This window comes from Frigoribacterium sp. PvP121, assembly GCF_017833115.1.
Taxonomy (GTDB): Bacteria; Actinomycetota; Actinomycetes; order Actinomycetales; family Microbacteriaceae; genus Frigoribacterium; species Frigoribacterium endophyticum.
Map to the genome: position 1 here is coordinate 1,050,431 of NZ_JAFIBR010000001.1, position 25,597 is coordinate 1,076,027.

The 25,597-nt window shown below is 75.0% G+C and carries 23 protein-coding genes; 14 read left to right on the forward strand and 9 right to left on the reverse strand.

Features of this window, described 5'->3' with window-relative positions; translation table 11 throughout:
- Nucleotides 1-1,045: 1,045 nt before the first annotated feature.
- The 3 genes from JOE43_RS04940 (at nt 1,046) to JOE43_RS04950 (ending at nt 4,619) form a co-directional block, all read left to right on the forward strand.
- On the forward strand, nt 1,046-3,142 hold the full coding sequence (locus JOE43_RS04940; protein ID WP_209515259.1) for a DEAD/DEAH box helicase: 2,097 nt from the start codon (nt 1,046-1,048) through the stop codon (nt 3,140-3,142).
- Between the two features lie 146 nt (nt 3,143-3,288).
- On the forward strand, nt 3,289-3,969 hold the full coding sequence (locus JOE43_RS04945; protein WP_209515262.1) for a hypothetical protein: 681 nt from the start codon (nt 3,289-3,291) through the stop codon (nt 3,967-3,969).
- Nucleotides 3,966-4,619 (forward strand): hypothetical protein, encoded by a 654-nt coding sequence (locus JOE43_RS04950; protein ID WP_209515263.1) that lies wholly within the window; start codon nt 3,966-3,968, stop codon nt 4,617-4,619. Before JOE43_RS04945 ends, JOE43_RS04950 begins: the two co-directional genes overlap by 4 nt.
- Nucleotides 4,620-4,679: 60 nt before the next feature.
- Here JOE43_RS04950 and JOE43_RS04955 read toward each other — a convergent pair whose 3' ends face one another.
- The gene (locus tag JOE43_RS04955) at nt 4,680-5,186 is read right to left on the reverse strand and encodes a DinB family protein (protein WP_209515265.1); all 507 of its coding nucleotides are present in this window, start codon (nt 5,184-5,186) and stop codon (nt 4,680-4,682) included.
- Nucleotides 5,187-5,250: 64 nt separating this feature from the next.
- Complete coding sequence (locus JOE43_RS04960) at nt 5,251-5,808, reverse strand: MarR family winged helix-turn-helix transcriptional regulator (RefSeq protein WP_209515268.1); 558 nt, start codon at nt 5,806-5,808, stop codon at nt 5,251-5,253.
- A 328-nt stretch (nt 5,809-6,136) separates the two neighbouring features.
- Between JOE43_RS04960 and JOE43_RS04965 the strand changes: the two genes are divergently transcribed.
- From JOE43_RS04965 to JOE43_RS04975, 3 genes are all read left to right on the forward strand, one after another.
- The gene (locus JOE43_RS04965) at nt 6,137-6,766 is read left to right on the forward strand and encodes a hypothetical protein (RefSeq protein WP_167261745.1); all 630 of its coding nucleotides are present in this window, start codon (nt 6,137-6,139) and stop codon (nt 6,764-6,766) included.
- A 418-nt stretch (nt 6,767-7,184) separates the two neighbouring features.
- Complete coding sequence (locus JOE43_RS04970) at nt 7,185-8,687, forward strand: signal peptidase I (RefSeq protein WP_209515270.1); 1,503 nt, start codon at nt 7,185-7,187, stop codon at nt 8,685-8,687.
- A 95-nt stretch (nt 8,688-8,782) separates the two neighbouring features.
- Nucleotides 8,783-9,766, forward strand: coding sequence for a magnesium and cobalt transport protein CorA (locus JOE43_RS04975; protein ID WP_209515272.1), 984 nt, complete (start codon nt 8,783-8,785; stop codon nt 9,764-9,766).
- Nucleotides 9,767-9,896: 130 nt separating this feature from the next.
- Here JOE43_RS04975 and JOE43_RS04980 read toward each other — a convergent pair whose 3' ends face one another.
- Complete coding sequence (locus JOE43_RS04980) at nt 9,897-10,544, reverse strand: hypothetical protein (protein ID WP_209515275.1); 648 nt, start codon at nt 10,542-10,544, stop codon at nt 9,897-9,899.
- Nucleotide 10,545: 1 nt separating this feature from the next.
- Nucleotides 10,546-11,262 (reverse strand): B3/4 domain-containing protein, encoded by a 717-nt coding sequence (locus JOE43_RS04985; RefSeq protein WP_209515277.1) that lies wholly within the window; start codon nt 11,260-11,262, stop codon nt 10,546-10,548.
- 90 nt (nt 11,263-11,352) lie between these two features.
- Here JOE43_RS04985 and JOE43_RS04990 point away from each other — a divergent pair, with 90 nt between their 5' ends.
- Nucleotides 11,353-12,159, forward strand: coding sequence for a DUF805 domain-containing protein (locus JOE43_RS04990; protein ID WP_209515280.1), 807 nt, complete (start codon nt 11,353-11,355; stop codon nt 12,157-12,159).
- Nucleotides 12,160-12,188: 29 nt separating this feature from the next.
- Here the strand turns inward: JOE43_RS04990 and JOE43_RS04995 are convergent, their stop codons facing one another.
- Complete coding sequence (locus tag JOE43_RS04995; RefSeq protein ID WP_209515283.1) at nt 12,189-14,510, reverse strand: alpha-galactosidase; 2,322 nt, start codon at nt 14,508-14,510, stop codon at nt 12,189-12,191.
- Between the two features lie 157 nt (nt 14,511-14,667).
- On the opposite strand from JOE43_RS04995, the gene JOE43_RS05000 reads away from it, so the two are divergent.
- Complete coding sequence (locus JOE43_RS05000) at nt 14,668-15,864, forward strand: ROK family protein (protein WP_209515286.1); 1,197 nt, start codon at nt 14,668-14,670, stop codon at nt 15,862-15,864.
- 204 nt (nt 15,865-16,068) lie between these two features.
- Here the strand turns inward: JOE43_RS05000 and JOE43_RS05005 are convergent, their stop codons facing one another.
- The gene (locus JOE43_RS05005) at nt 16,069-17,013 is read right to left on the reverse strand and encodes a cation-transporting ATPase (protein ID WP_209515289.1); all 945 of its coding nucleotides are present in this window, start codon (nt 17,011-17,013) and stop codon (nt 16,069-16,071) included.
- Nucleotides 17,014-17,117: 104 nt separating this feature from the next.
- Complete coding sequence (locus JOE43_RS05010) at nt 17,118-17,459, reverse strand: hypothetical protein (RefSeq protein ID WP_209515293.1); 342 nt, start codon at nt 17,457-17,459, stop codon at nt 17,118-17,120.
- Nucleotides 17,460-17,662: 203 nt separating this feature from the next.
- Between JOE43_RS05010 and JOE43_RS05015 the strand changes: the two genes are divergently transcribed.
- Together JOE43_RS05015 and JOE43_RS05020 are read left to right on the forward strand one after the other, a co-directional pair.
- The gene (locus tag JOE43_RS05015) at nt 17,663-17,983 is read left to right on the forward strand and encodes an SHOCT domain-containing protein (protein ID WP_209515296.1); all 321 of its coding nucleotides are present in this window, start codon (nt 17,663-17,665) and stop codon (nt 17,981-17,983) included.
- 110 nt (nt 17,984-18,093) lie between these two features.
- Nucleotides 18,094-18,858, forward strand: a complete 765-nt coding sequence (locus tag JOE43_RS05020) for an alpha/beta hydrolase (protein WP_209515299.1) — start codon at nt 18,094-18,096, stop codon at nt 18,856-18,858.
- Nucleotides 18,859-18,950: 92 nt separating this feature from the next.
- Here the strand turns inward: JOE43_RS05020 and JOE43_RS05025 are convergent, their stop codons facing one another.
- Nucleotides 18,951-19,313, reverse strand: a complete 363-nt coding sequence (locus JOE43_RS05025; RefSeq protein ID WP_209515302.1) for a hypothetical protein — start codon at nt 19,311-19,313, stop codon at nt 18,951-18,953.
- Between the two features lie 702 nt (nt 19,314-20,015).
- On the opposite strand from JOE43_RS05025, the gene JOE43_RS05030 reads away from it, so the two are divergent.
- Nucleotides 20,016-21,083 (forward strand): magnesium and cobalt transport protein CorA, encoded by a 1,068-nt coding sequence (locus tag JOE43_RS05030; RefSeq protein WP_056051908.1) that lies wholly within the window; start codon nt 20,016-20,018, stop codon nt 21,081-21,083.
- A gap of 88 nt (nt 21,084-21,171) precedes the next feature.
- Here JOE43_RS05030 and JOE43_RS05035 read toward each other — a convergent pair whose 3' ends face one another.
- Nucleotides 21,172-22,464: an acyl-CoA dehydrogenase gene (locus tag JOE43_RS05035; protein ID WP_209515305.1), complete on the reverse strand. Its 1,293-nt coding sequence runs from the start codon at nt 22,462-22,464 to the stop codon at nt 21,172-21,174.
- 203 nt (nt 22,465-22,667) lie between these two features.
- Here JOE43_RS05035 and JOE43_RS05040 point away from each other — a divergent pair, with 203 nt between their 5' ends.
- The 3 genes from JOE43_RS05040 (at nt 22,668) to JOE43_RS05050 (ending at nt 25,556) form a co-directional block, all read left to right on the forward strand.
- The gene (locus JOE43_RS05040) at nt 22,668-23,735 is read left to right on the forward strand and encodes a MetQ/NlpA family ABC transporter substrate-binding protein (protein WP_209515308.1); all 1,068 of its coding nucleotides are present in this window, start codon (nt 22,668-22,670) and stop codon (nt 23,733-23,735) included.
- Nucleotides 23,736-23,875: 140 nt separating this feature from the next.
- Nucleotides 23,876-24,898 (forward strand): ATP-binding cassette domain-containing protein, encoded by a 1,023-nt coding sequence (locus JOE43_RS05045; protein WP_209519062.1) that lies wholly within the window; start codon nt 23,876-23,878, stop codon nt 24,896-24,898.
- Nucleotides 24,891-25,556: a methionine ABC transporter permease gene (locus JOE43_RS05050; protein ID WP_056051911.1), complete on the forward strand. Its 666-nt coding sequence runs from the start codon at nt 24,891-24,893 to the stop codon at nt 25,554-25,556. The genes JOE43_RS05045 and JOE43_RS05050 overlap by 8 nt, the downstream gene beginning before the upstream one ends.
- The last annotated feature ends 41 nt before the right edge of the window (nt 25,557-25,597 follow it).

The following is a 25,597-nucleotide window of genomic DNA, read 5'->3' on the forward strand; positions in this document are numbered from 1 at the left end:
CGGACGGTGTCGTGCGGCTGGGACGGCCGTGCGGGGCGGATCACTCTCAGATTCGGAGGGGGTGCCGTGGTCGGGCTGCAGAACCCGACCGTCGGGGCTGTAGTAGTGGGAGATCCGGGTACCAGGGGCCGTGGTGGGTGCGGATGGTCGGGTTGTGCGGCGGTGTCGGTGCGCGGAGCGCTGGGCAGGGCCGCGCGGCTGGCCGCGCTCGGAATGCGGGAGGGATCTGCTCGGGGCGGGCGGCGGCGTGCGGCTGTGGCGGCTGCGCGGGCTCGTATGGCGCTCAAATTCGGAGGAGGGTGCCTCGGTCGAGCTGCAGAACCCGACCGTCGCGGCTGTAGTAGTGGAAGATCCGGGTGCCAGGGGCCGTGGTGGGTGCGGATGGTCGGGTTGTGCGGCGGTGTCGGTGCGCGGAGCGCTGGGCAGGGCCGCGCGGCTGGCCGCGCTCGGAATGCGAGGGAGATCTGGTCGGGGCGGGCCGTGGCATGCGGCTGTGGCGGCTGCTCGGGTCGTATCGCTCTCGAATTTGAGAGTGCGGCGGGGTGACGGGGGCCTGCGGTGACGGTGTCGGCGCGCGGAGCGCTGGGCAGGGCCGCGCGGCTGGCCGCGCTCGGAATGGGAGAGGGATCTGGTCGGGGCGGGCGGCGGCGGGCGGCCGTGCGGGGCGGATCGCTCTCGAATTCGGAAGGGGACGCCTCGGTGGGCTGCAGAACCCGACTGTCGGGGCTGTAGTAGTGGAAGATCCGGGTGCCAGGGGGCGCGGCCAGGGCGGATGGTCGGCATGTGCAACAGGGGCGGGGGAGGCGGGGGTTCCGCCGGCGGGAGGCGTCGGGTACCGTAGGTGGGTCGGCTCAAGACACCGCGCCTGTGGCGCGAACCGATCGGGCGCTGAGTACAGCGACGATCACGCATAGAGGGTTTGTCAGTCTTGTGGGCCGGATTCTCGACGGATGTCGTCGAGATGAATTCACGAACGTGAACGGTCCTGGCCAAAGGCTGCCCGGGTATCACCTCGCGTCACCGCGCAAGCCCGGAGAGAACCACCATGCCCCCCTACGACAAGACGCCTTCGCGCGCCCGCAACGACGACGGCCCCCGCGGCGGCGGCTCCAAGAGCCCCAAGCACCGCGGTCACCGCCCCGACGAGGCCGGAGCCCCCGCCCGCAAGGACCGCTGGAACAGCGACGCCCGCGCCGAGCGCCGCGGCGAGGCCCCCCGCAGCGGCAGCGGCCGCCCCAACTGGGAGCCCCGCGAGAAGACCGGCAACAGCCGCTTCGCGCCCCGCGACCACGACGCCCGCAACGGCGAGCGTGGCCGTGACGGAGGCGCCCCCCGCTTCGGCCGGGACGGCGGCCGCGAGGCAGCCCGCGCCGGCCGCGACGGTCGCCCGAGCCGCCCCTGGGAGCGCTCGGACCGCCCGGCCCGCGACGACCGTGGCGGTCGTGACGACCGTGGCGGCCGTGACGACCGTGGCGGCCGTGACGACCGCGGCGGCCGTGACGACCGCGCCCCCCGCAGCTGGGACCGCGACGCCCGCCCGCAGCGCGACGACCGCGCCCCGCGCAGCTACGACCGCGACGCTCGCCACCAGCGCGACGACCGCGCCCCCCGCTCGTACGACCGCGACGAGCGCCCCGCCCGCCGCAACGACCGTGCACCCAAGAACTACTCGCCCGCCGGGCGCCCGCCCCGCGACGACCGCGCTCCGCGCAGCGACGCCCGTGCCGATCGCCCGCAGCGCTCGTTCGACCGCGACGACCGCGCCCCGCGCAGCTTCGACCGCAGCGACCGCCCCCAGCGCAGCTTCGACCGCGACTCCCGCAGCGACCGCCCCCAGCGCTCCGACCGCGGCAGCGACTTCTACCCCCAGCGCGACGCGGGCCACTACTCGCCCGAGGACGACGTCAAGCTCGAGAAGCTGCAGGCCGCCGTGGTCACCGCGGCCGACGTCGAGGGCGTGAGCTTCGGCGACCTGGGCCTCGGCGACAACATCGAGCGCCAGCTGGCGTCGATGGGCGCCGCCGCTCCGTTCGCCATCCAGGCGGCGACGATCCCCGACGTGCTGGCTGGCAAGGACGTCCTCGGCCGTGGCCGCACGGGCTCCGGCAAGACGATCGCCTTCGGCGCTCCGCTGGTCGAGAAGCTGATGGAGAACAACGGCGCCAAGGGCCGCAAGCCCGGCCGCAAGCCGCGCGCGCTCATCCTCGCCCCGACGCGCGAGCTCGCGATGCAGATCGACCGCACCGTGCAGCCCATCGCCCGCTCGGTCGGCCTCTTCACGACGCAGGTCTACGGCGGCGTGCCGCAGGCCCGCCAGGTCGGCGCCATCAACCGCGGCGTCGACATCGTCATCGGCACCCCCGGCCGCATCGAGGACCTCATCGACCAGGGCCGCCTCGACCTCAGCGAGGTCACCATCACGGTGCTCGACGAGGCCGACCACATGTGCGACCTGGGGTTCCTCGAGCCGGTGCAGCGCATCATCCGCGAGACCGCCGACGTGAAGCCCAACGGCGACCGCGCCCAGAAGCTGCTCTTCAGCGCGACCCTCGACAAGGGCGTCGCGAAGCTCGTCGACGAGTTCCTCGTCGACCCCGCCGTGCACGAGGTCGCCGGCGAGGACCAGGCCAGCGCCACGATCGACCACCGCGTCCTGCTGATCGAGCAGCGCGACAAGACGGCCGTCATCCAGCAGCTCGCCTCCGGCCCGGGCAAGACCCTCGTCTTCGCCCGCACGCGCGCCTTCGCCGAGCAGCTCGCCGACCAGCTGGAGGACGCGGGCATCCGCGCCACCAGCCTCCACGGCGACCTCAACCAGGCCCGACGCACCCGCAACCTGCAGATGCTCACCAGCGGCCGCGTGAACGTGCTCGTCGCGACCGACGTCGCCGCCCGCGGCATCCACGTCGACGACATCGAGCTGGTCGTCCAGGCCGACATGCCCGACGAGTACAAGACCTACATGCACCGCTCGGGCCGCACGGGCCGTGCCGGCAAGGAGGGCACGGTCGTGACGCTGATCACGCGCCAGCGCCGCCGCCGCATGGAGGAGCTGCTCGACCGCGCCGAGATCGACGCCGAGATGATCGAGGCCCGCTCCGGCGACGCCCTGCTCGACCGGCTCGCCGGCGCGGGCGTGTAACGACCCCGCAGCACCACGGCACCCGACGGGCGCTCACCTCACGAGGTGGGCGCCCGTCGCCGCGTGCGGGGGGCCCGAGGGAGGCGCGGGTCGGCCGGCCCACACCGCCCGCGTCACGGAGGCGGGACCGCCCCTAGGCTCGCGAGGTGCCCCCGACCCGTGAACGCCCCGGCCTGGTGCCGGTGCTCGTCCACGACCGCCGGCGCTGGTACGTCGTCGACCCCGCGCTGACGCCCGACGCGGCCGCCGACGCCGTCGCCGAGCTGCGCCGGTCGGCGGCCCCGACGAACGTCGGGCGCGCGCGGCGCGTGCTGCGGTGGACGCCGCTGGTGGTCTTCGTCGTCACCCTGGCGATCGGGGGCGTCGCCGTCGTGGTCGGCGTGGAGGCGCTGCCCCTCACCGAGGAGTTCGGCGCGACGTCCCTCGGGGGCGCCGGAGTCCTCGCCGTCTTCGTCGGCGCGATCGCCCTGGCGTTCAGCGTCACCGACCGTGCCGCGCCCGACCTCGTCGGCCCCGCTCCCTCGGCGCAGGTCGTCCCGGTGCCGCGTCACGTGCTCTCGTGGCTGGGCGACGACACCCCGGTCGAGGCGGTCTGGCGCGTCACCGCGGCCGTGGGGCTCGTCGAGGAGCTCCGCTCCGCGCGGTGGGACATCCTCGACGTCACCCGCTCGGACGCGGACGAGGCGGAGGGCGCCGAGGGCGACGTCGACGCCCGAGCCGTCGCGGCCCTGCTCGCCGCCGAGGCCGCCGCCGTCGACGACCTCGCGGCCGTCGCGGCCGAGACCGGCTACGTGCCGTCTCGCCGGCACGCCGAGGTGGACCGGTGACGGCGTTCGTGAGCATCCCTGGTGACGACGAGGAGTCGTGCTGGTTCGTCGCAGCCCCGGGGGTGTCCACGGCCGCCGTGGAACGGGAGCTCCGACGTCGGGGCTGGGCCGCCGAGCCCACCCGGTGGTCGACGCGGTGGCTGTACGCCGCAGCGACGCTCGCCGGGGCCTTCATCGGCGTCGCGGTGACCCGCGAGGTGGGTCACCTGCACGAGTGGGCGTCGCTCGCGGCCGGTGCCGTCCTCGGAGCCACGGTCGGCGGGGGGCTCGTCGCCGTCGCCCACGACGTCGTCCCCGGGCCGCGTGGTGATCCGGCGGCCCTGCGCCGGGCCGTCCGCGACGCCCTCGACGATGACGGCGTCGTCACCGTCCCCGTCGAGTTCCGCACCTGGGCCGAGCAGCACGACCCGCCCGTGCCGCACGACGACCTCGCCGAGCTGGCCCGCCGGCTCTCCGACACGGAGGACGCCGCCGACGAGCTCGACCTGTGGCGGCTGGTCGTGCACGCCGACACCTCGCCCCGCGCCTTCGCCCTGGTCGACCCGATCTACCTCGAGCACCACGCGAGGGCGCGGGCGCGGCTCGACGAGGTGGCAGACCGGCTGGGCTTCACGGTGCCGACGAGCTGCCTGCCGGAGTCGCTCCGCTGACGACGCAGGCGGTCCGCGCAGGCCGACCCGCGCCTCCCCGGGCTCGACGGGGTGGCCGGGCTAGCGGCGGTCGAGCAGCCCGCGCACGAACGACGCCTGGCCGAGGTGCTGCTGGCAGTCGCCGAGGATGCTGACGAGCCGCGCCCCCGCCGTGACCGGCGGGTCCCACTGCTCGTCGACGACGTCGTCCCAGGAGGCGGCGTCCAGGTCGTCGAGGTAGCCGCGGGTGCGCAGGGTGACCGCCTCGAGGTAGGCCACGAGCAGGTCGCCCTCGACCCGCACCGAGGCGACGTCGGCGGGCGACATGCCGTAGCCCATCTCGGCGGGGGAGAAGGGCAGGCCGAACGACTCGACCCAGCCGTCGACCGACCACACCTCGTCGCTGCCCGCGAGGTCGGCGACCTGCACGTCCTGACCGCGCGCGGTGTGCCAGACGAGCCAGGCGATCGTGTTGGCCTCGGGGTCGGCCCGCCAGGCGAGGTCGTCGACCGAGAGGCCGTCGACGGCCGAGCGGGCGATGGCGGGCAGGCGCGAGAAGGCGTCGATGAGCACGTCGGAGGGAGTCATCGCGCCACCCTACGACCGGCTGCGCGCGAGGGCCCGGCCGCGAGGAGCGCCGACCGGGGCGGAGCTAGTCGGACGAGGCCGGTGCCTGCGCCGAGCCCTCGGCCGCACCGGCAGCGAGGGCGGCCAGGTCGGCGTCCGCCTGCGCCGCCGACCGGACGAGGGAGTCGCCGATCGCGCGCATCGCCGCGGCCAGGAAGTCGAGGTGGTGCGGATCGACCGCGTCGCGGAACGCCCCGCGGTAGAACTCGTCGATCTCGTCCATGGCCTTGCGGCCCGCGGGGGCCAGCTCGAGCACGACGCTGCGCCGGTCGGTGGGGTGCGGGGCGCGGTGCACGAAGCCGGCGGCGCCGAGCCGGTCGATCAGGCTCGTGGTGGCACCCGTCGACAGCTCGAGCGCCTCGGCGGTGGCCTTGGGCGTCGAGGCGGCGTTCTCGCCGACGAAGCGGAGGCAGCGCAGGTCGCTCGTGCCGATGCCGTAGTAGGTGGCGACGAGGCGCTCCACGCGCTCGTTCTCCTTCTGCAGGGCGCGGAACGCGTCGAGGACGCCCGACACGTCGAGCAGCCCGTCGTCGTGGCGGGGAGGGGCGGTGCCGGCGGGCGGCTGGGGGGAGACGTCGGTCATGGGGTGGGCTCCGGGGCCTCGGGGGCGGGTCGTGCGCGAGCGTGCGGGGCGACACGGTGCGGGGGGTCACGACGAGGGGCGAGGTCGACGCCCGCCGAGGGCGGGGAGCGAACTGCCTCGACGACGAGCATAGCTCGGATGACGAGTAGTTCACCCGTCGAGCCATGTCCCCTTGAGTGGGGGCATGCTTCGGCTTGCGTGCTACTCGGATGGCAAGTAACTTGATTGTCGTACCACTTGAGAGGCCAACCACTCGGATACCGAGCAAATTGTTCTCCGAGGCTCTCCCCCCAACTTCCCGTTCCACCCCAACCACCTGGAGCTCCCCATGTCGCGTCCCACCCCCCGCATCGCCCGCCTCGCCGCCTGGATCGCCATCCCCGCCGCCCTCGTCGCCTCCGGCCTCGTCGTCTCGCAGGCCTCCTACTCGGCGTTCTCGTCGACCACGGCCAACCCGACCAGCAACTGGACCGCGGGCAGCGTCGCCCTCACCGACGACGACGGCGGCACCACGGCCGACGGCTCGACCGGCGCCGCGATGTTCCAGGCCACGAACCTCAAGCCCGGCTCGACCGGCTCCAAGTGCATCGCGGTCACCTCGACCGGCTCGCTCGCCTCGGCCGTCAAGCTCTACAGCAGCAGCTACTCGACCACCAAGGCCCTCGGCGACAACATCACGCTGAACATCACGCAGGGCACCGGCGGCGGCTTCGGCTCCTGCACCGGCTACACGCCCGCCCAGGGCGCCGCCGGCGCCGTCTACTCCGGCACGGTCGCCGGCCTCAGCACCGCCGCCACCAACTACGGCAACGGCGTCGGCACCTGGGCCACCGTCGGCGGCACGACCCCCGAGGTCCGCACCTACCAGGTGACCTACACGGTCAACGCCGCGGCGACCAACGCCCAGCAGGGCGGCACCGCCGCGATCGCCCTCACCTGGGAGGCGCAGAACAGCTAGTCGCCCGGCCGCCGGCCCCGACAGCCGGCGGCCCCGACCGCTGACCGCTCCACCGACTCCCGTCGCCGCTCCTCCCCCCTGCGTCGCGACGGGCCCCACCTCGCCGCCCGCCCCGACCCCCCGCGGGGCGGGCGGCGAGGACCTCCTCCGGCCCCCTGAGCCGGCCGGAGGAGCAGCAGCACCGCAGGACGCCCGATCGCCCGCGACGCCGCACCGCACGACAGCACCACCGCACCACCCGGCCCCCCACCTCGCCGGTCGCACGCCCACCCCGAGCACCACCGCACCGCCCCCGACGCACCACCGCAGCACCGCCCCGCCCGACCCGGAGCGCAGCACGACAGCAGCACCGCACCGCAGCACGACAGCACTCACCACGCACGCACCACGCACGCACCACGAGACCACGAGGCACGCCATGACCACCTTCGACTTCCTCAGCCCGGCCACCGCCGCGGCGCAGGTCGCCGGGTCGCGGCGTGCCTCGCGGTCGTGGTCGCACTGGCTCCGCCTGCTGGTCGGGGTGCTCTCGCGCACCGTCCTCGCCACCGTGGTCGGCCTCCTCCTCTGGGCCGCCGTCCCCGCCGTGATCGGCTGGACCCCCACGACGGTCATGACCGGCTCGATGGAGCCGCGCATCCACCCCGGCGACATCGTGGTCGCGAAGCCCGTCGCCGAGTCGGCGATCCGCCAGGGCCAGGTGCTCCTCTTCCAGGACCCCGACCGGGCCGACCACCTGCGCCTGCACCGCTACCTCGACAACGGCGAGGGCACGACGATCGTCACCAAGGGCGACGCCAACCCGCAGGCCGACAGCACCCCCGTCGCCCGCGACGCGGTCGTCGGCGTCGGCTACCTGCGCGTGCCCTACCTCGGCACGCCCTTCGTCTGGGCCCAGGCCGGCCAGACCGGCCACCTGCTCGTCACCGGCAGCCTCCTGATGCTGCTCGTGCTCGGCGCCCGCGCCGACCGCTACCTGCTCAAGGGCCTGGAGGGCCCCGAGGAGTCGCCCCGCACCTCCCGCCGTCCGGTCGCCCTCGCCGGCGGTCGCGTGGCCGCCCGCCGCAGCGTCCGTCGCGCGGCCCGGCTCCGGGTCGCCGGCAGCACGCTCGCCGTGGTCGGCCTCGTCTCGGGCCTCGCTGTGACCCTCGTCGTCTCCGGCGGCGCCGGCGCCGCCTTCTCGGCCCAGGTCGCGAACCCGTCGAGCGCCTTCGGCGCCGCGTCGACCTTCGACTGCCTGACCGACGCGTACAACGACCAGACCTCGTTCGGCTTCTCGTACAACGAGACGTCGGGCACGACCACCACCGACGGCAGCGCCTTCGCCCGCGTCGGCACCCTGAGCTCCGGCGCCTCGTTCGTCGGCGGCTCGTGCGCGGCGAACTCGAGCCCGTCGCTCCAGCTCGACGGCACGTCGGGCCAGGTCACGACGGCCGTCATGCTCGGCGGCCAGCCCTCCTTCACGGCCGAGACGTGGTTCCGCACGACCACGACCCGCGGCGGCGCGCTCGTCGGCTTCTCGTCGGCGCAGACCGGCACCACCACGACCACCGACCGCGCCCTCTACATGACGAACACCGGCGCCCTCGCGCTCGGCGTCCGCCCCACGACCAGCACGGTCAAGACGACCGTCACCCCCCGCGCCTACAACGACGGCGCCTGGCACCACGTCGTCGCGACGCTCTCGAGCACCGCCGGCGTCGTGATCTACGTCGACGGCCAGGCCGTCGTCACCGACACCACCTCGAAGACCGCCCAGGCCTCGTCGGGTTACTGGCGGGTCGGCTACGTGCCGCTGACCGGCCTCGGGTCGGCGCCGACCAGCAGCTGGTTCGCGGGCCAGGTCGACGGCAGCACGATCTACAACAACTCGGCGCAGACGGCCTCGCAGGTCCAGACGCGGTTCGCGGCCGGGCACTGAGCCGCCGCGCGTCCTCGAGGGGCTGGGTCGGTGCCTCCTCGGGGGCTCGACCCGCGCCTCCTCGGGGCCGGCCCCCGCTCTGGGAGACTGGCCGGATGCCCCTCCAGATCAACGACGTCTACGTCGACGGCCGCCTGCACGCCTCGCACGACACCCTCGACGAGACGTACGCGGCGCTCGCCGAGACCGGCGGCACCGCGTGGGTCGTGCTCAGCGAGCCCGACGCCGCCGAGCTGGCCTCGCTGCAGCAGCGCTTCGACCTGCACGAGCTCGCCGTCGAGGACGCCGGCTCGGGCCACCAGCGCGCCAAGCTCGAGCGGTACGGCACCACGCTCTTCGTCGTGGTGCGGCCCGCGGTCTACCTCGACGACGAGGAGACCGTGGCGTTCGGCGAGATCCACGGCTTCGTCGGGCCCGACTTCTTCATCGGCATCAACCACGTCTCGCACATCGACGCCCGGCACGTCGCCCGCAGCGTCTCGCGGCTGCGCACGAAGCCCGACCTGCTCGGAGCCGGCCCGCAGGCGATGCTCTGGGCCCTGCTCGACGCGGTCGTCGACGCCTACAAGCCGGTCATCGACGGCCTCGAGAACGACATCGACGAGATCGAGCAGCAGCTGTTCTCCGGGGCGCCCGGGGTCGCGCGGCGCATCTACGAGCTGTTCGGCGAGGTCAGCGACTTCCAGAAGGCGTCGCGGCCGCTGATCGCGATGCTCGACGGGCTGCTGCGCGGCGGCGAGAAGTACGGGCTCGGCACCGAGCTCGAGCGGCGGCTGCGCGACGTGCAGGACCACGTCATCCGCGTCGTCGACCGGGCCGACACCTTCCGCGCCGTGCTGCAGAACGCGCTCGCGCTGAACGCCACGCTCGTCGCCCAGGACCAGAACGAGGTCACCAAGCGCATCTCGGCCTGGGCCGCCATCCTCTTCGCCCCGACCCTCGTCGGCGCGATCTACGGCATGAACTTCGACGTGATGCCCGAGCTGCACTGGGCCCTCGGCTACCCGTTCGCGCTCGGGTTGATGGCAGCGATCGGCGGCGGGCTGTGGGGGGCGTTCCGGCTCAAGCGCTGGCTGTAGGAGGCGCGGGGCTGGGCGCGGCGCGGAGCGCGCGCCTGCGGGCATCGAGGTGCCCCGTCGTGGGTGCTCGGCGCGCGTGAGGGCCCGGAACGGGTCACCTCGATGAACGGGGGAGGCGCGGGGCCGCGCGTCAGCGCTGGTACAGGCGGCGAGGCTCGACGAGGGCGTCAGCCGCTCCGGGGTCGAGGGCCATCGCGACCGCGGCGTCGCCGTCGAGGTGCGCGGGGAAGTTCAGTCGGGTGAACCTGCCCGTCGGGTCGTCCGGCGACACGGGGACGGCGACGGAGGACCTGTGCAGGGCCTCGACGAGGACGAGTCGGCGATCGTCGTCGAGGGCCTGCCCTCGGTGGTCTCGGAGGACCGCCTCGGCCCGGGCCGCCTTCCCGGCGGAGAGGCGGAGGGTGACGATCGACGGGCGGCCGCGCCGTCGGACGACGCCGATCTGCGCGGCGTCCACGGCAGCGAGCGAGACCGTCCGGGCACCCGATCGCAGGCTGTCCGAGCCGAGCGACACGGCGGCGACCGGCCACCGGTGTGCTCGGACCAGGACGGTGGCGACGACCACCACGATCGGCACGAGGACTGCGGCCGCCAGGCCTCCGGTGAAGGGCACGTCGAGCAGCCGGGTGAGGAACCACGCGATCTGCATGACGTTGACGGCGACGAGGACGAGGAGGAACCACTGGACCCCGGCCCAGGGCGTCCACCAACGGCGCTCGCCGAGCGTCACCCAGCCCTGGGGCAGGGCGGCGGCGGCGGTGTCGCCGGGGTCGGCCACGTCAGTCGGCTCGGATGACGCGGCGGGCCGTGCGGACGTCGGGGCCGAGCCGGGTCAGGTGCTGCTCCAGGTCGGCGACCGCCGCCTCCAGCTGGTCGTCGGTGAGCGGGTCGAGCGCGTCGAGGATGAACAGGGCCGACGTCGTGTCGTCGCGGAGCGCGGTGCGCGGGCCCTGCCGCCAGTTCCAGCGGCGGCAGGTGACGCCCTCGTCGTCGCACCAGACGACCTCGCCGGCGTCGGGGTGCTCGACGACGAGCTCGCCGCCCGCCGTGGTCTCGAACGTCTCGTCGCCGACGGCGCGGACGAGGCGGGGCGCTCCGACGTAGCGCGAGAGGTCCTCGCCGCCGAGCGGGATGGCGTGCGAGACCGAGACCGCGTTGTAGAGGTCGGTGAGGCGGTTCACCCGCGGCAGGCCGGACTCCGCACGACGGATCAGGGCCTCGGCGCTGTTGCGCGTGCGCTGCGGCTTGGCGCCGAACGCCCGGTACGCGTCGCGCCAGGCGGCGACGTGCGGCAGCTCGTCGACGGGGCGCTCGCGCAGCGCGTCGGCGGCGACCTGCTCGGCGGCGACCAGCAGCGCCTCGCTCTCGTCGTCGCTCGCGCCGGGCACGATGCCGTCGACGGCCACGAGCGCGGCGCGGTAGTCGGGGCGGAGCGCGAAGACGGCGGGGTCGACGGAGGCGGCGGCGAGCAGGCCGGGGAGGTCGCGGTCGGTCATGGGCCCAGCTTGCCACGGGGCGCACGAGCTTCTCTCGGATCGGTACCCTGGCGACGTCGCACGGTGCGACACGAGCAGGGGGGAACGAGCATGAGCGACGACGGACGGAACGGCCAGGGCGGGCAGGGCCAGGGCCAGGGACAGGGCGGCGAGCAGGGGCAGCAGCCCGGGGAGGCGCCTCGCTGGCCGTACGGATCGCCGCCCGCGGAGGGCCAGCCGCGGCTGAGCCCGCAGGCGCCCTCGGGCCAGCACGTGTACGGAGAGCAGTCGCCGTACGGGCAGCAGCCCTCCGGCCAGCCGCCGTACGGCCAGCCGGCCTACGGCCAGCAGCAGTACGGCCAGCAGCAGCCCTACGGCCAGCAGTCCGGCGCGGCGGTCGCGCCGGCTCAGCCGCTCTACGGCACCCCCGTCCCGCTGGCCGCCGACGGCACGGTGCCGCTCTGGGCGCCCCTGTACGGCGCGGGGCCGGTCGAGTCGATCAAGCGCTTCTTCCAGAAGTACGCGACGTTCTCGGGGCGGGCGAGCCGCAGCGAGTACTGGTGGGCCGTGCTGGTCAACACCGTCGTCTACGTCGTCCTGGGCATCGGCGGAGGCATCGCCGGAGCAGCGGGGGCGACGACCGCCGTCGACGGGACCTCGCAGCCGGGCCCCGGCTTCTACCCGTTCGGGATCGTCCTCGCGCTGCTCGGGCTCGCGACGATCGTCCCGTGGCTCTCGATCGGCGTCCGTCGCCTGCACGACGTCGACCTCAGCGGGTGGCTGATCCTGCTCAACCTCGTGCCGTACCTCGGCGGCTTCGTGATCTTCATCCTGTCGGTGCTCGGGCCGAAGCCGGGCGGGGCGCGGTTCGACCGGCCCGCTCCCCAGGGGGCCGCACCGCGCCTCCCGCAGGCCTGACCCGTCGCCGAGGCCCCCGGGGCTGCGGGCTACAGCGCGACCGCCTCGATCAGCACGAGCTGCTCGGGGAAGAGGACGGGCGCCTGCACGCCGACGAGCCGCAGGGCACGGCCGCTCAGCACGACGCCGTCGAGGGCCCAGGCGAGCGGCGACTGGCCGGGCCCGGCGAGCGGCGCCGTCGGGCCGGAGAGGGCCACGCGGTAGTCGCGGTCGTCGTCGAGGCCGGGCAGCGTGACCGGGCCGGGCGGGTAGCTCGCGCTCGTCGCGACCTGCGTGAACGTGTACAACGCGCGGCCGAGGTCGGCGGCGACGACGCCGCGGAGGTCCGTGCCCGCGTCGGGCAGGTCGGCGTGCACGACGGCCCCGGTGTGCAGCAGGTCGCGGTGCGCCTTGTGCACGGCGATCCAGGCGGCCAGCTCGTCGAGGGTCGCGTCGTCGACGTCGGGCGAGCTGATGTCCCACTCGACGCCGAAGTGGCCGGGCAGGGCGACTCCGGCGCGGAACGACAGGTCGTGGCGACGGCCGGTCGAGTGCGAGCGGGGGCCGCTGACGTGCGCGCCCATCAGCTCGACCGGCACGAGCAGGCCGGTGTGCTTCTGGTTCACGAGGCGCTCGACGGGGTCGATGCAGTCGCTCGTCCAGATGCGGTCGGTGTGGTCGAGGACGCCGAGGTCGACGCGGGCCCCGCCGGAGGCGCAGCTCTCGATCTCGAGGCCGGGGTGCCGCGTGCGCAGCTCGTCGAGCAGGCGGTAGAGGGCCACGACGTTCTCGTGGACCGCCGGCCGTGCGGGCGAGCCGGCCCCCGCCTCCAGCAGGTCGCGGTTGTGGTCCCACTTCAGGTAGGCGACGTCGTGATCGGTGACCAGCGCGTCGAGCTGGCCGAGGACGTGGTCGAACGCGTCGGGGTTCGACAGGTCGAGCACCTGCTGCTGGCGCGCGACGGCGGGCAGGCGGCCCTCGCCCGGACCGAGGATCCAGTCGGGGTGCGCCCGCGCGAGCTCGCTGTCGGGGCTGACCATCTCGGGCTCGACCCAGATGCCGAACTGCATGCCGAGGCCGGTGACGTGCTCGATCAGCGGCGCCAGGCCGTCGGGCCAGACCGTCTCGTCGACCCACCAGTCGCCGAGCGACGTCGTGTCGTCGCGACGGCCGTGGAACCAGCCGTCGTCGAGCACGAAGCGCTCGATGCCGACGCGGGCCCCGGCGTCGGCCAGGGCGGTGAGCCGGGCGAGGTCGTGGTCGAAGTAGACGGCCTCCCACGTGTTCAGGGTCACCGGGCGCGGCGTCGAGGGGTGGCCGGGGCGGGCACGGAGGAGGCGGTGGAAGCGCGACGAGAGCTGCGTCAGCCCGTCGCCCCACGAGCCGATCGACCACGGCGTCTCGTAGCTCTCGCCCGGCCCGAGGCGGACCTCGCCGGGAGCGAGCAGCTCGGCGAGACGGGTGTGCGTCGCGCCCGTGACGATGCGCTCGACGCTGACGCGGTGGTTGCCGCTCCAGGCGAGGTGCGCGGCGTGGACGAGCCCGCGCTCGAAGGCGAAGCCGGGCGTGCCGGTCGCGACGAGCAGGGTCGCGTCGGCGCCGGGGCGGCCGCGGCGGCTCTCGCGGTCGTACCGGCCGACCGTCAGGGCGTGGCGCTGGGGCGTGCGCTCGCGGAGGTGGCGGCCCGTCGTGTCGAGCACCTCGCCCGCCGTGTGCGGCAGGGGGAAGCTGGCGGCGAGCTCGCCGAGCTCGTAGGTCGCGGCGGTGTCGAGGGCGGCGGCGGCCGAGGCGTCGAGGCCGCGGGCGTCGTCGCCGGTCGAGCCCGCCGCGGTGTTGCTGAGGCGGAGGCGCTGGTGCAGCAGGCCGTGGACGTCGAGCCGGAGGGTGACGACGAGGCGCAGCTCGGCGGCGGGGTCGTCGGCGGTGACGGTGACGGTGGTGCCGGGGGAGCCGGCGATGCCGGGGGCGGCGGTGGGGGTGCCGGTGGTGGTGCCGGCGAATCCGTTGCTGGCGGTGGTTCCGGAGGCGTCGGAGTCGGCGGCGTCGGTCTCGCGGACGTCGAGGTCGGTGACGGTGAAGGCGGGCGAGAAGGAGGCGCCGGCGCGGCTGCCGAGGAGCCCCGGCGTGCCCTGCCAGCCGTCGGACTCGAGGGGCAGGAGCGTCAGGCGGGCGGGCTCGTCGATCGCGCCCGAGGTGCGCTGGGGGCGGGAGGCGAGCACGAGGCCGGCGAGGGCCGCGTCGCTCAGCTCGCCGAGGTCGGGGCCCCAGTGGACGATGCTCGGCAGGCCGGCGCCCGAGGTGTCGAGCACGACGCTCGTGCCTCCCTGGCGGAGGTGGAGCTCGGGCGTGAGGGCATCGGTGCGGCGCTGCATGTGTTAGTTCTATGACGGAAGGAATAGGGGTGTCAAGTCGGCGTCGGGACCCTCTCCGCGCCTCCTTTCTGTCCGCAGCGGAAGATATGCTCGGCGGGCCGCGTCTCTGCGGCCTCCGTGGGTCCGCCCGCGGCCGCGACGACGCAGGAGGGTGCCCATGGCGACGACGGAGCCCGCACTGAGCGAGTCCGGTCGCGAGCTCGTCCGCGAGGTGCTCATCCACGGGCCGATCGCGCGGGCGGAGCTCGGGCGTCGGCTGGGGCTGTCGCCCGCGAGCCTGACGCGGCTGAGCAGGCCCTTCCTCGACAGCGGGCTGTTCGTCGAGGGCGCCGTCGAGCTCGCCGGGGCCGTCGGCAGGCCGGCGAGGCCGCTCGACGTGCAGGCCGACCTGCAGCGCTTCGTCGGCGTCAAGCTGACCGGCGACCAGGCGTTCGGCGTGCTGACCGACCTCCGCGCGAGGGCGCTCGGCGAGCACGTCGCCGACCTGGCCGGTCGGTCGCCGGCGGAGGTGGTGGAGGCGCTGGTCTCGGTGGTGCAGGCGCTCACGGCGGGCTCGCACGGTGGCAGCGGCAGCGGCAGCGGCGGCGTCACGGGCGTCGCGGGCCTCGCAGGCGTCGGGGTGAGCATCGGCGGCAAGGTGACCGGGCAGCGGACGGTGCTGCGGGCGACGTTCCTCGCCTGGCGGGAGGTCGACCTCGGCGGGATGCTCGCGGAGCGGCTCGGGGTTCCGGTCGTCGTCGAGAACGACGTCGTGGCGCTGACCGAGGCGGAGCGCTGGTTCGGCCTCGGGCGCGGCGTCGACGACTTCGCGGTGGTGACGGTCGGGGCCGGCGTCGGCTACGGGCTGGTGGTCCACGGGCGGCAGGTCATCACGCCCGACACGGGCCTCGGCCTCGGCGGGCACGTCCCCCTCGACCCGACCGGGCCGATCTGCGTCGACGGGCACCGGGGCTGCTCGACGGCGATGCTGTCGACGACGAGCATGTGCGCCTCGGCCGCGGTGGGTCTCGGTCGGCCCGTCAGCTACGACGAGCTGCTGGCGCTCGCCGCCTCGGGCGACCCGGTCGCCGTGCAGGTCGTCGGCACGGCCGGCCGCTCGCTCGGCCGGATGATCGCGGCGGTCGCGAACCTCACGATGGTCGGCACCGTGGTGCTGTCGGGCGAGGGCGTCGGCCTCGTCGACGTGCCCGTCGCCGCGACGGAGCTGCGCGCGGGCATCGCCGCCGACCGCGACCCGGACGCGTCGGAGGTGCGGGTGCTGACCGGCGCCGCCGACTTCGGGGCGTGGGCACGCGGGGCGGCGGCGGTGGCGGTGCAGGCGCGGATCGGGACGCTGGGGGCGCTCGGGGCGTGAGGCGTGTGGGCTGGGCCGGCCCCGGTCGGTGCGGTCAGTTGCCGAATTGTGGGGGCCAGCGGGCTGCTGAACCCCTCAAAATGGCAACTGAGGTGCGCGGGCGCGGCGCTGGTGTGGGGCGGGGGCGACGAGGTGCCTCGAGCTGAGGCTCTGCGGGGGCCGAGGGGCCAGATCGAGGCGCCTGGATGGGCAGGGGGAGGCGCGTCAGCGGTCGAAGAGGTCGCCCAGGCCGGGGATCTGGAAGCCCTCGCCGAGGCCGCCGACCTGCTCGCCGAGGCCGGTGAGGCCCTCCTCGCCGGCCTGCGCAAGGCCGTCGACGCCTTCCGTGAGGCCGCCGAGGCCCTCGCCGAGCCCGGCGATGCCCTCCAGCCCGAAGTTCTCCGCCAGGCCGCCGAAGTCGACGCCGTCCGCCAGCGCACCGGAGAGGAGCGGCGCGGCCACGCTGCTGACCGCGGCACCCGCCGCGACCGTCAGGGCGAGACCGCCGAGCGCGGCGACGCCGACCCCGGCCGCCGCGCCCGCCGCGAACGTCCCGGCGCCCGAGCCCGTGCGGGAGCCCGAGCCCGAAGTGCCCGTGCCGGTGCCGGCCCCGGCGCCGCCGACCCCGGACCCGCCGCCGAACACCCGCTGCATCAGCCCGGGGTGCGCCGTCTCGCCCCGCGTCGCCGCGCGGGCGAGGTCGTCGGTGCCGCCGCTGCGGGGCTGCTCGTGGGCGGGCAGCTCCTCGCCGAGGCGGGCCTGCACGAGCTCGCGCTGCTCGGGGGTGAGCCGCGCGAACGCGTCGCGGTGCACCTGCTCGAGCTGCTCCGGTTCGGCCGTGCGCAGGAGGTAGTCGTACTTGCCGAGCGCGACGCGGTCGGCCTCGGAGGCCCGGGCCTGCGGGGCGGACTGCCCCGCCGACGGGACGGACTGGCGGGGCTGCTGACCGGGGGCGCGGCCGGGGGCCTGGCCCGCGCCTCCTGCACCCTGCTGGCGCTCGTCGCCCGTGAGCTTGTCGGCGGCGGTGCGGACGAGGTCGCGCCAGTCCGTGCCGGAGCCGGGGCGCGAGCCGCCGGGCCCGCCGGCGGACGACGAAGAAGAGGAGGGCGAGGACGACGAGTCGCCGAGCGCTTTCGCGGCGGCGCCCAGGAGGCGCTTGAAGTCGGGCATGGCCACAGCGTGGCGGCCCCCGATGTGCAGACCCCCGGTAGCGCCTGCGCAAGTCATCCGAACCGGATGGTCCGCCCGGTCGTCGTCGCCGCGGGCGGGCCGGGTCAGGGCAGGGGCGTCTCCGACCAGGTGCCGTCCTGGTGGCTGACGGTGCCCCCCTGGCGGACGAGCTCCTGGGTGAAGGTGCCGTCGTCGGCGAAGGCGAGCGTGTGCATCGCGACGTCGTCGTCCCAGTCGGGCGACGGCCACGACAGGAAGACGACGGTGCGGGCGTCGAGCGACACCCAGGAGCCGAAGTGGTCCTCGCCGGCGGAGACGATGCGGTACGAGCCGTTGTCGTGGAAGGTCAGCGTCGCCTCGACGAACGGCTTGTCGGGGTTCAGGGTCGTGTAGCTCAGCTCGAGCACGCGGGCGGTCTGGCCGAGGGGGACGGTCACGTCGGTCACGAGGCTCCTCAGGGTCGGGGGAGGCGGTCGTCGGCGACCGTAGGGGGCGTTCCCCTGACCGGGCTGGCAGTCGACGTCGCGGGCTTGAGTGGTCACGAACTGCTCCTCCCGGGCGCCGGGAGGAGCAGTTCGTGACCACTCGGCGGGCCCCGAGGGCGGACCGGGGCGTGGACCGGTCGGTCGGGGCCTGCGAGACTGAGGCGATGTCACCAGCTCTCGCAGTCCTCCCCGGCTCCAGCCCCGGCGCCTTCGACACCGGCGTCACGCTCGCCGGCTTCGTCATCGGCGTCATCGTCGTCGCGATGGTGGTGCTCATCGTGGTCAAGGTCGTGTCGGCCCGGCGTCGGGGGATCAACCCGTTGACGTTCGACGCCGAGCTCGCCGCGAAGCTCCGCGACTCGTCGGTGCTGCAGCCCGAGAAGTCGGTCGAGGCGCGCCTCGCCGAGATCGACGACCTGCACGCCCGCGGGGTCATCACCGACGCCGAGCGGGAGTCGGCGCGGGCGTCCGTCCTGCGCGGGTGAGCGGGCTGGGGGCGGGGCGTGCTCCGGGGGCGGGGCCCGCGACTCCCTCAGGCCCCGCGCCGGTGGACGACGTCGTCGCCGGGGTGCCGGTGCGGCGGTATGCGGCGGCAGTGCCCGCCGGGGACGGACCCGAGGAGGCGCGGTCGGCCCCCGTGCTCGTCTGGGCCCACGGCGGAGGGTTCTTCCGGGGCGGGCTCGACCAGCCGGAGGCGCACGAGGTCGCGTCCGCCCTGGCACGCCGCGGGGTCGGCGTGGTCACGGTCGACTACCGGCTGACGCCGTGGCCGCTCGTCGGGCGGGTCGCGCGGGTAGGGCGCGGGCGGACGCGGTTCCCGGGGCCGGTCGACGACGTGTCAGCGGTCTGGCGGAGCGTCGCGGCGGCCACGCCCGGCGGCGCGCTGATCGGCGGGGCGAGCGCCGGGGCCTGCCTCGCCGCGGCCGCCACCCTGAGGGCGATCGATGAGGGGGCGGCGCCGCGCGGGGTCGTGCTCGGCTACGGCTTCTTCCACCCCGTGCTGCCGGTCGACCGGGCGCTGCAGCGGTCGGTGCGCGGGCACCGGCGGCTGTCGCACTCCCGCTGGGGGCTCGACCTGATGAACCGGAACTACGCCGGCACCGCCGCGGCGCTCGCCGAGCGGCACGCCTTCGCCGGCGGGCAGGACCTCGCCGGGTTCCCGCGCACGCTCATGGTCGACGCCGAGGCGGACTCGATGCGGGCCTCGGGCGACGCGTTCGCGCGCGAGCTCACGGCGTCGGGGGCTGACCTCGAGCGGCACGTGCTGCCGGGCACCCGGCACGCCTTCCTCGACCGGCCGCGGCTCGCGGAGTTCGGGGCGGCCGTGGAGCTCGTCGCGGGGTGGTGCCTGCGGGGGTGAGGCCGGGCCGAGGGCACGGGCCAGGGCCAGGGCCGGAGCCGGAGCCGGGGCCAGGGGGTCGGGCGCGGGCGACGGCCGGCGGGGCGGTCAGCTCAGGGCTGGCCTGCGACGGCGCGCACGGCGGCGGCCGACGACCGGGCGTTCGCTCCGAGCAGGCCGAGCACGAGGGCGACGACGGCGGCCGCGACCAGCACGACGATCATCGGCCAGGGGGCGTCGACGGCGAGGCCGACGACGACGAGCAGCACGCCGAGCACCGCGGCGGCGGCGGGCAGGGTCCACCCCGGCAGTCGGTTCGCCCGCGACGACCAGCTCGGCATCGTCGCCCACTCGTGCGCGGCGCGGCGCACGGCCGGGTCGGGGTGCGCCTCGCCGCGGCCCGCGAGCCGGACGACCTCGACGCGCGTGGCGGTCGGCAGGTCGGCCCAGGTCAGCGGTGCGGCGGGGGTGGTCACGGGGCGAGCGTAGCGGGCGGCGGGGCGCGGGGCGGGCGCGGGTGCCGCCGCAAGGCGCCGACGCCGGGCAGGGGGCGGCATCAGCGCGGGCACCGGAAGACGCGAGTGATCTCGGTCGTCGACCTCTGCCTCCCGCCTGTCGCCGTCGGTGTCGGGCCGATCGCTCTCAAATTTGAGAGAGGGGAGAGGCGGACGAGCGTCGGCGACCGGGGGAAGGGGCGGACCGGGGGGAGGCGCGGGCCGGGCCGGTGCGACCGTGTAGGGATGCCGTGAGGAGGCTCCCGCCGCGACACCCCCGCGCACTATGCTGCGGGAGGCCCGCGAGGGCGCACCCCGCTCGGGACGCACCCGCCCCGGTCCCCGCGCACGGGCACGACCCGCACGCAGCAGCACCCTGCACCACCCCGCACACCCGACCACGAACGCACGACCGAGAGGCAGGTGACTCGCGACATGACCGGTGATCATGATCGTCAGGGACGCCCTCGCCTCGTCGGCGGAGCGTTCCGGATCTGACCGGCTCGGCCCGCCCCGCGGGTCGGCACCCGGCTCGGCCCGCCCCGGCGGCCGAGGCTCCCCGGCCGCCCAGGCCGCCGCGCCGGCGCAGCCCGCCCGCGCCCGCGCAGCCCGCGCGCTTCCCGCGCGCGCACCGGCGCACCGTCGCTCACTCCCCTGCCTCCTGCACCGACAGGAGACCCGCCCATGGCACTCATCGACAACGGCATCTACGTCGGCGGCACCCGCACGCGGACGCCCGCCGACCTCCGCGAGACCTACGCCGCCCTCGACGACACCGCGGGCGGCCTCGCCTGGATCGGCCTCTTCCGCCCCAGCCCCGCCGAGCTCGACTCGGTGGCGGCCGAGTTCGACCTGCACCCGCTCAGCGTCGAGGACGCCCGCAAGGGCCACCAGCGCCCCAAGCTCGAGCGCTACGGCGAGACGCTGTTCATCGTGCTGCGCTCCGCCTGGTACGACGACGAGCGCGAGGCGGTCGAGTTCGGCGAGGTGCACCTCTTCGCGGGGCCGCGCTTCGTGCTCACCGTGCGGCACGCCGAGCGCCCCGACCTCGGCCAGGTGCGCAAGCGCCTCGAGGCCGACCCGGAGTTCCTCGCCAAGGGGTCCGAGGCCGTGCTCAGCCGCGTGCTCGACGAGCTCGTCGACGGCTACGCCCCCGTCGTCGCGGGCCTCCAGGACGACATCGACGAGATCGAGGACGACCTCTTCGACGGCCAGGTCGACCCCGAGTCGTCGAAGCGCATCTACCAGCTGCTCTCGGAGGTGATCGGCTTCCAGCGCGCCATCGGGCCCCTGCCCGAGATGGTCGACTCGCTGCTGCGCGGCGCCGCCAAGTACGGCACCGACGACGAGGTGCAGGCGCAGCTGCGCAACGTGCTCGACCACACCATCCGCATCACCGAGCGTGCCGACACCTTCCGCGTGCTGCTCGAGAACGCCCTGACCCTGCACTCCACGCTCGTCACGCAGGAGCAGAACGACGCGATGCGCCGCATGACGAGCGCCAGCCTCGCCCAGGGGGAGGAGAGCCGCCGCCTCGCCCGCGCCTCCATGGAGCAGGGCGAGGAGGTCAAGAAGATCTCGTCGTGGGCCGCCATCCTCTTCGCGCCGACCCTCGTCGCGTCGATCTACGGCATGAACTTCGACGTGATCCCCGAGCTGCACTGGCGCTTCGGCTACCCGTTCGCGCTCGGGCTCATGCTGCTGCTCGGCGTCGCCCTCTGGCTCGTCTTCAAGAAGAAGCACTGGCTGTAGGAGTCGCGGGCCGGCCCCCGCAGGGAGCCCGCGCCGCATCGAGATGCCTCGTTCTGGGGCGTCGAGGTCGGCAGGGGCCCAGGACGCGTCACCTCGACGGCGCGGGCGCGGGCGTGGGCGCGCCGGCGGGTGCGCCGGGCGTCGCGGGCGGCACGCCGTTGAGGCGGTAGTCGCCGACGGCGCGCTCGCGGAGGATCGCCGGGTTGTGCGACGCGATCGTCCGCGCGTTCCGCCAGTGGCGATCGAGCGCGAGCTCCGTGTCGACCGCGGAGGCGCCTCCCACCTCGAAGAGGGAGGTCGCCGCCTCGAGCACCAGCGGCAGCACCACCTGCTGCGCCTCGAAGACCCGCACGAGCGCCTCCTCCCAGCGGGCGCCGTGGTCGTCGTCGCCGGCGCCAGCGCGGTCGGCGGCGTCGACGTGCCGCACCGCGGCGAGCGTGATCGCCTCGACCGACGACGCGATGCTCGACAGCCGCCCGACGACGCGCTGCACGAGCGGGTCCTCGCGGGGCGACGACGTGCCGCCGACGCCGAAGGTGCGCGTGCGGGGCCGCACGAACGCGACGGCGTCGCGGACGACCGCCCGCGCGGTGCCGCTCAGCGCCGCGAGCAGCACCAGCTGGTAGAGCGACTGCGCGTGCGCGAGCGGGCGACGCTCGGCGCTCTCGCCCCACGGCAGCACCTGGCGCGGGTCGACCACGACGTCGTCGAAGACCGTCGTGCCGCTGCCGGTCAGCCGCTGGCCGAAGCCTGCCCAGTCGTCGACGCGGGTGACACCGGGAGCGTCGGCGCGCACGCTCAGCGCGACCCGCTCGCCGTCGCGGTCGCCCCCGACCCGCACCGCCCCGACCCAGATCCAGTCGGAGTAGATCGTGCCGGTGCTGTAGAACTTGCTGCCGGTGAGCACGAGGTCGTCGCCGCGCTGCTCGAGCCGCGTCGTCACCTCGGTCGCCGCACCGCGCTCGGCCTGCGCGTTGCCGACGAGCACGTCGCCCGCCGCGAGCCGGTGCAGCCACTCGTCGCGCAGGGGCCCGTCGGGCTGTGCCCGCTGCGTCTCGACGAAGGCCACGTGCCCGCGGAGCAGCTGCGGCAGGTTCGAGTCGGCCTCCCCGAGCCGGACGAGGAGGCGGTACTCCTGTTCCAGCGACGCTCCCCACCCGCCGTGCGAGACCGGCACCCGCAGCGCGCCGAACCCGGCCCGTCGCAGCTCGTCGACCTCGGCCACGGGGAGGCGGCGCTCGCGCTCCCGGGCGACGGCGCCGGCCGCGATGCGCTCCAGCACCGGGGCGAACGCGGCCTCGACACGGGCGTCGACCTGCGCCTCCTCGGGGCTGCTCTGCTCGCCCGTCGTCCGGTCGGTGGTCTGCGTGTCGTGGCTCATGGGGTCCTCTCGGTCGAGCTCCATTCCTCGCAGACGGACCGCGGGCCGGCCACCCCCGGCGTCATGTGACGACACGTCCCGTCACGCACCGTCACTCTCCGTCACGCGTCGACACGGACGCCCCACCGACGGCCTCCCGGCTGGCACAGTCGCTCCCCACCAGCACCACCACGATCACCACGACGACACCCAGGGGAGACGCCATGAGCGAGCAGCACGACCACCACGACGACCAGCCCGGCCGCACCGACGGGGCCGAGGGGCACGACCCGGCACCCGGCGCCGAGAGGGCCGACCGGCCCGCGGGCGGCCTCCGCGCCGGCCTCGACGAGGCGCGCCGGAAGCGGCGCCGAGCGCTCTTCACCGTGCTCGGCGTCGCCGGGGTCGCGGCGCTCGTCGGCGGGGGAGTGCTCGTCGGCACCGCCGTCGGGGGCGGCACCGACCCGGCCGACGCGGCGGACGGCGACGGCGAGCGGCTCAGCGTCCGCATCGCGGGCAGCGGCGAGAGCGAGCTGCAGGACGCCGTGGCGACGGTCGCGGCGGAGGACGGCCTCGACGTGGAGTGGGTCAACTTCGACGACTGGACGTTGCCCAACTCGGCGCTCGTCGCGGGCGAGGTCGACGCGAACGCGTTCCAGCACACGGCCTTCCTCAGCGCGTACAACACGGCGAACGACACCGACCTGACGCCCGTCTTCTCGACGTCGATCAGCCAGTGGGGCGTCTTCTCGGCGACGAAGTCGTCGCTCGACGAGCTCGAGCAGGGCGACCACGTGGCGATCCCCGACGACGCGGCGAACAGCGGGCGGGCCCTCGGGATCCTCGAGGCGGCAGGCCTGATCGAGGTCGACGACGGGGCCGGGATCTTCCCGACCGTCGACGACGTCACCGAGAACGACCTCGGCCTGGAGTTCGTGCCGATCGCCGCGACGACCATCCCGACCCAGTTCGACGACCCGAGCATCGACGCGGTCGTCGTCGGCACGTCGTACTTCGACCCCTCGCAGGAGATCGACGCCGACGACGCGCTCTACCTCGACGACGCGCTCAGCGACGGCTCGCGACCCTACGTCAACGCGGTCGTCACCCGGGCCGACGACGTCGACGACCCCGCCTGGGACGTGCTCGAGGACGCCTACGCCGACCCCCGCGTCGCCGCCGCGCTCGAGCGCGACTCGTTCGGCGCCGTGGTGCTGGTCGACGTGTCGGCGGACGACCTCCGGGCGACGCTCGCCGAGCTCGAGGCGGCCGCCCGCGAGCAGGCGTCGTGAGCGCGGCGGGGAGCGCCGCGGCGGCCGTGGCCGTCGACGGGGCGGGCGCGGCCCGCGGGGAGGCGGGCCCCGCCCTCGGGGAGGCGGGCGCGGCGACCGAGCCGACCCGCGACTCCTCGGGCACCGGGGCGGGCGACGCGATCGTGGAGTTCCGCGGGGTGTCGAAGTCGTACGAGGTGCAGGGCCGGCGGGTCGACGCGCTGCGCGACGTGAGCCTGTCGGTCGAGCGCGGCGACGTCTTCGGCATCGTCGGCTGGTCGGGGGCCGGCAAGTCGACGCTGCTGCGGACGGTCAACGCGCTGGAGCGGCCCACGGCGGGCTCGGTGCACGTCGACGGGCGCGAGATCTCGGCGCTGCGGGGGCGGCAGCTGCACCGGGCGCGGCAGCGCATCGGCATGGTCTTCCAGCAGTTCAACCTGCTCCAGTCGCGCACGGTCTACGGCAACGTGGCCTACCCGCTCCGGCTCGCCGGGCTCTCGCGCGACGCCACCGTCGACCGCGTCGAGGAGCTGCTCGACTTCGTCGGCCTCGGCCACAAGGCGCTCGACCACCCGTCGCAGCTCTCGGGCGGGCAGAAGCAGCGGGTCGGCATCGCCCGGGCGCTCGCGACGAAGCCCGACGTGCTGATCAGCGACGAGGCGACGAGCGCCCTCGACCCGCAGACGACCGCCGAGGTGCTCGACCTGCTGCGCCGCGCGAACGACGAGTACGGCGTGACCATCCTGCTCGTGACCCACGAGATGGACGTGATCCGCTCGATCGCCGACCGGGTCGCGGTGATGCAGGACGGCGAGGTCGTCGAGACCGGATCGGTCTACGACGTCTTCGCGTCGCCGCGGCACCCGACGACGTCGCGGTTCGTCTCCTCGGTGCTGCACCACCGGGCGTCCGCGGCGACGCTGACGCGCATCCGGCAGGTGCACACGGGGCGGCTCGTGCACCTGCACGTCGTCGACCGCGACTCGAACGACCCCTTCCTCTCGCGGGTCGCCCGCGAGCACGGCGTCGACGTCAACGTGGTCTACGGCGGGGTGAGCGAGCTGCAGTCGCGGCTGTTCGGCGACCTGACCGTCGAGCTGCTGGGCGACGACGACCGGGTGGAGGCGGCGCTCCGCGACCTGCGCCGCACGACGACGGTGGAGGAGGTGGGGGCCCGTGCGTGACCTCGACCCCGCGGTGCTCTGGCCGAAGATCGGCGCGGCGCTGCTGCAGACGCTCCAGATGGTGACGGTGTCGTTCGTGCTCGCGACGCTGTTCGGGCTGCTGCTCGGCCTCGTGCTCTACTCGACGCGGCGCGGGGCGCTGCTCGAGAACGCGGCGGTGTCGACGGCGCTGAACGCGGTGATCAACGTGGTGCGGCCCATCCCGTTCATCATCCTGATCGTGGCGATCTCGCCGCTCACGAGGGCGGTGATCGGCACCAGCATCGGCACCGGCGCCGCGATCTTCGCGCTGACCATCGTCGCGACGTTCTCGATCGCGCGCATCGCCGAGACGAACCTCGTCGCCGTCGACCGCGGCGCCGTCGAGGCCGGCGCGGCGATGGGCGCCTCGCCGCTGCGGGTGCTCGGCACGATCGTGGTGCCGGAGGCGCTCGGCCCGTTGACCCTCGGGCTCACCTACATCTTCGTCGCCCTGGTCGACGCGACGGCGGTCGCCGGCCTCGTGGGCGGCGGCGGGCTGGGCAACCTCGCCATCACGTACGGCTACCAGCGCTTCGACACCGTGGTGATGGTCACGGTGATCGTGCTGATCATCGTGCTGGTGCAGGCGGCGCAGCTGCTCGGGAACCGGGTCGCGCGGCGGGTGCTGCACGCGTGAGGGGTGCGGGTCGCGCGCCGCGGTGATCGAGGTGACTCGTC

Bases quoted from the DNA above. Each gene is read 5' to 3' on its own strand.
- JOE43_RS04940 (WP_209515259.1), top strand. From the start codon at position 1,046: ATGCCCCCCTACGACAAGACGCCTTCGCGCGCCCGCAACGACGACGGC.
- JOE43_RS04955 (WP_209515265.1), bottom strand. From the start codon at position 5,186: ATGACTCCCTCCGACGTGCTCATCGACGCCTTCTCGCGCCTGCCCGCC.
- JOE43_RS04960 (WP_209515268.1), bottom strand. From the start codon at position 5,808: ATGACCGACGTCTCCCCCCAGCCGCCCGCCGGCACCGCCCCTCCCCGC.
- JOE43_RS04965 (WP_167261745.1), top strand. From the start codon at position 6,137: ATGTCGCGTCCCACCCCCCGCATCGCCCGCCTCGCCGCCTGGATCGCC.
- JOE43_RS04970 (WP_209515270.1), top strand. From the start codon at position 7,185: ATGACCACCTTCGACTTCCTCAGCCCGGCCACCGCCGCGGCGCAGGTC.
- JOE43_RS04975 (WP_209515272.1), top strand. From the start codon at position 8,783: ATGCCCCTCCAGATCAACGACGTCTACGTCGACGGCCGCCTGCACGCC.
- JOE43_RS04985 (WP_209515277.1), bottom strand. From the start codon at position 11,262: ATGACCGACCGCGACCTCCCCGGCCTGCTCGCCGCCGCCTCCGTCGAC.
- JOE43_RS04990 (WP_209515280.1), top strand. From the start codon at position 11,353: ATGAGCGACGACGGACGGAACGGCCAGGGCGGGCAGGGCCAGGGCCAG.
- JOE43_RS04995 (WP_209515283.1), bottom strand. From the start codon at position 14,510: ATGCAGCGCCGCACCGATGCCCTCACGCCCGAGCTCCACCTCCGCCAG.
- JOE43_RS05000 (WP_209515286.1), top strand. From the start codon at position 14,668: ATGGCGACGACGGAGCCCGCACTGAGCGAGTCCGGTCGCGAGCTCGTC.
- JOE43_RS05005 (WP_209515289.1), bottom strand. From the start codon at position 17,013: ATGCCCGACTTCAAGCGCCTCCTGGGCGCCGCCGCGAAAGCGCTCGGC.
- JOE43_RS05015 (WP_209515296.1), top strand. From the start codon at position 17,663: ATGTCACCAGCTCTCGCAGTCCTCCCCGGCTCCAGCCCCGGCGCCTTC.
- JOE43_RS05030 (WP_056051908.1), top strand. From the start codon at position 20,016: ATGGCACTCATCGACAACGGCATCTACGTCGGCGGCACCCGCACGCGG.
- JOE43_RS05035 (WP_209515305.1), bottom strand. From the start codon at position 22,464: ATGAGCCACGACACGCAGACCACCGACCGGACGACGGGCGAGCAGAGC.
- JOE43_RS05040 (WP_209515308.1), top strand. From the start codon at position 22,668: ATGAGCGAGCAGCACGACCACCACGACGACCAGCCCGGCCGCACCGAC.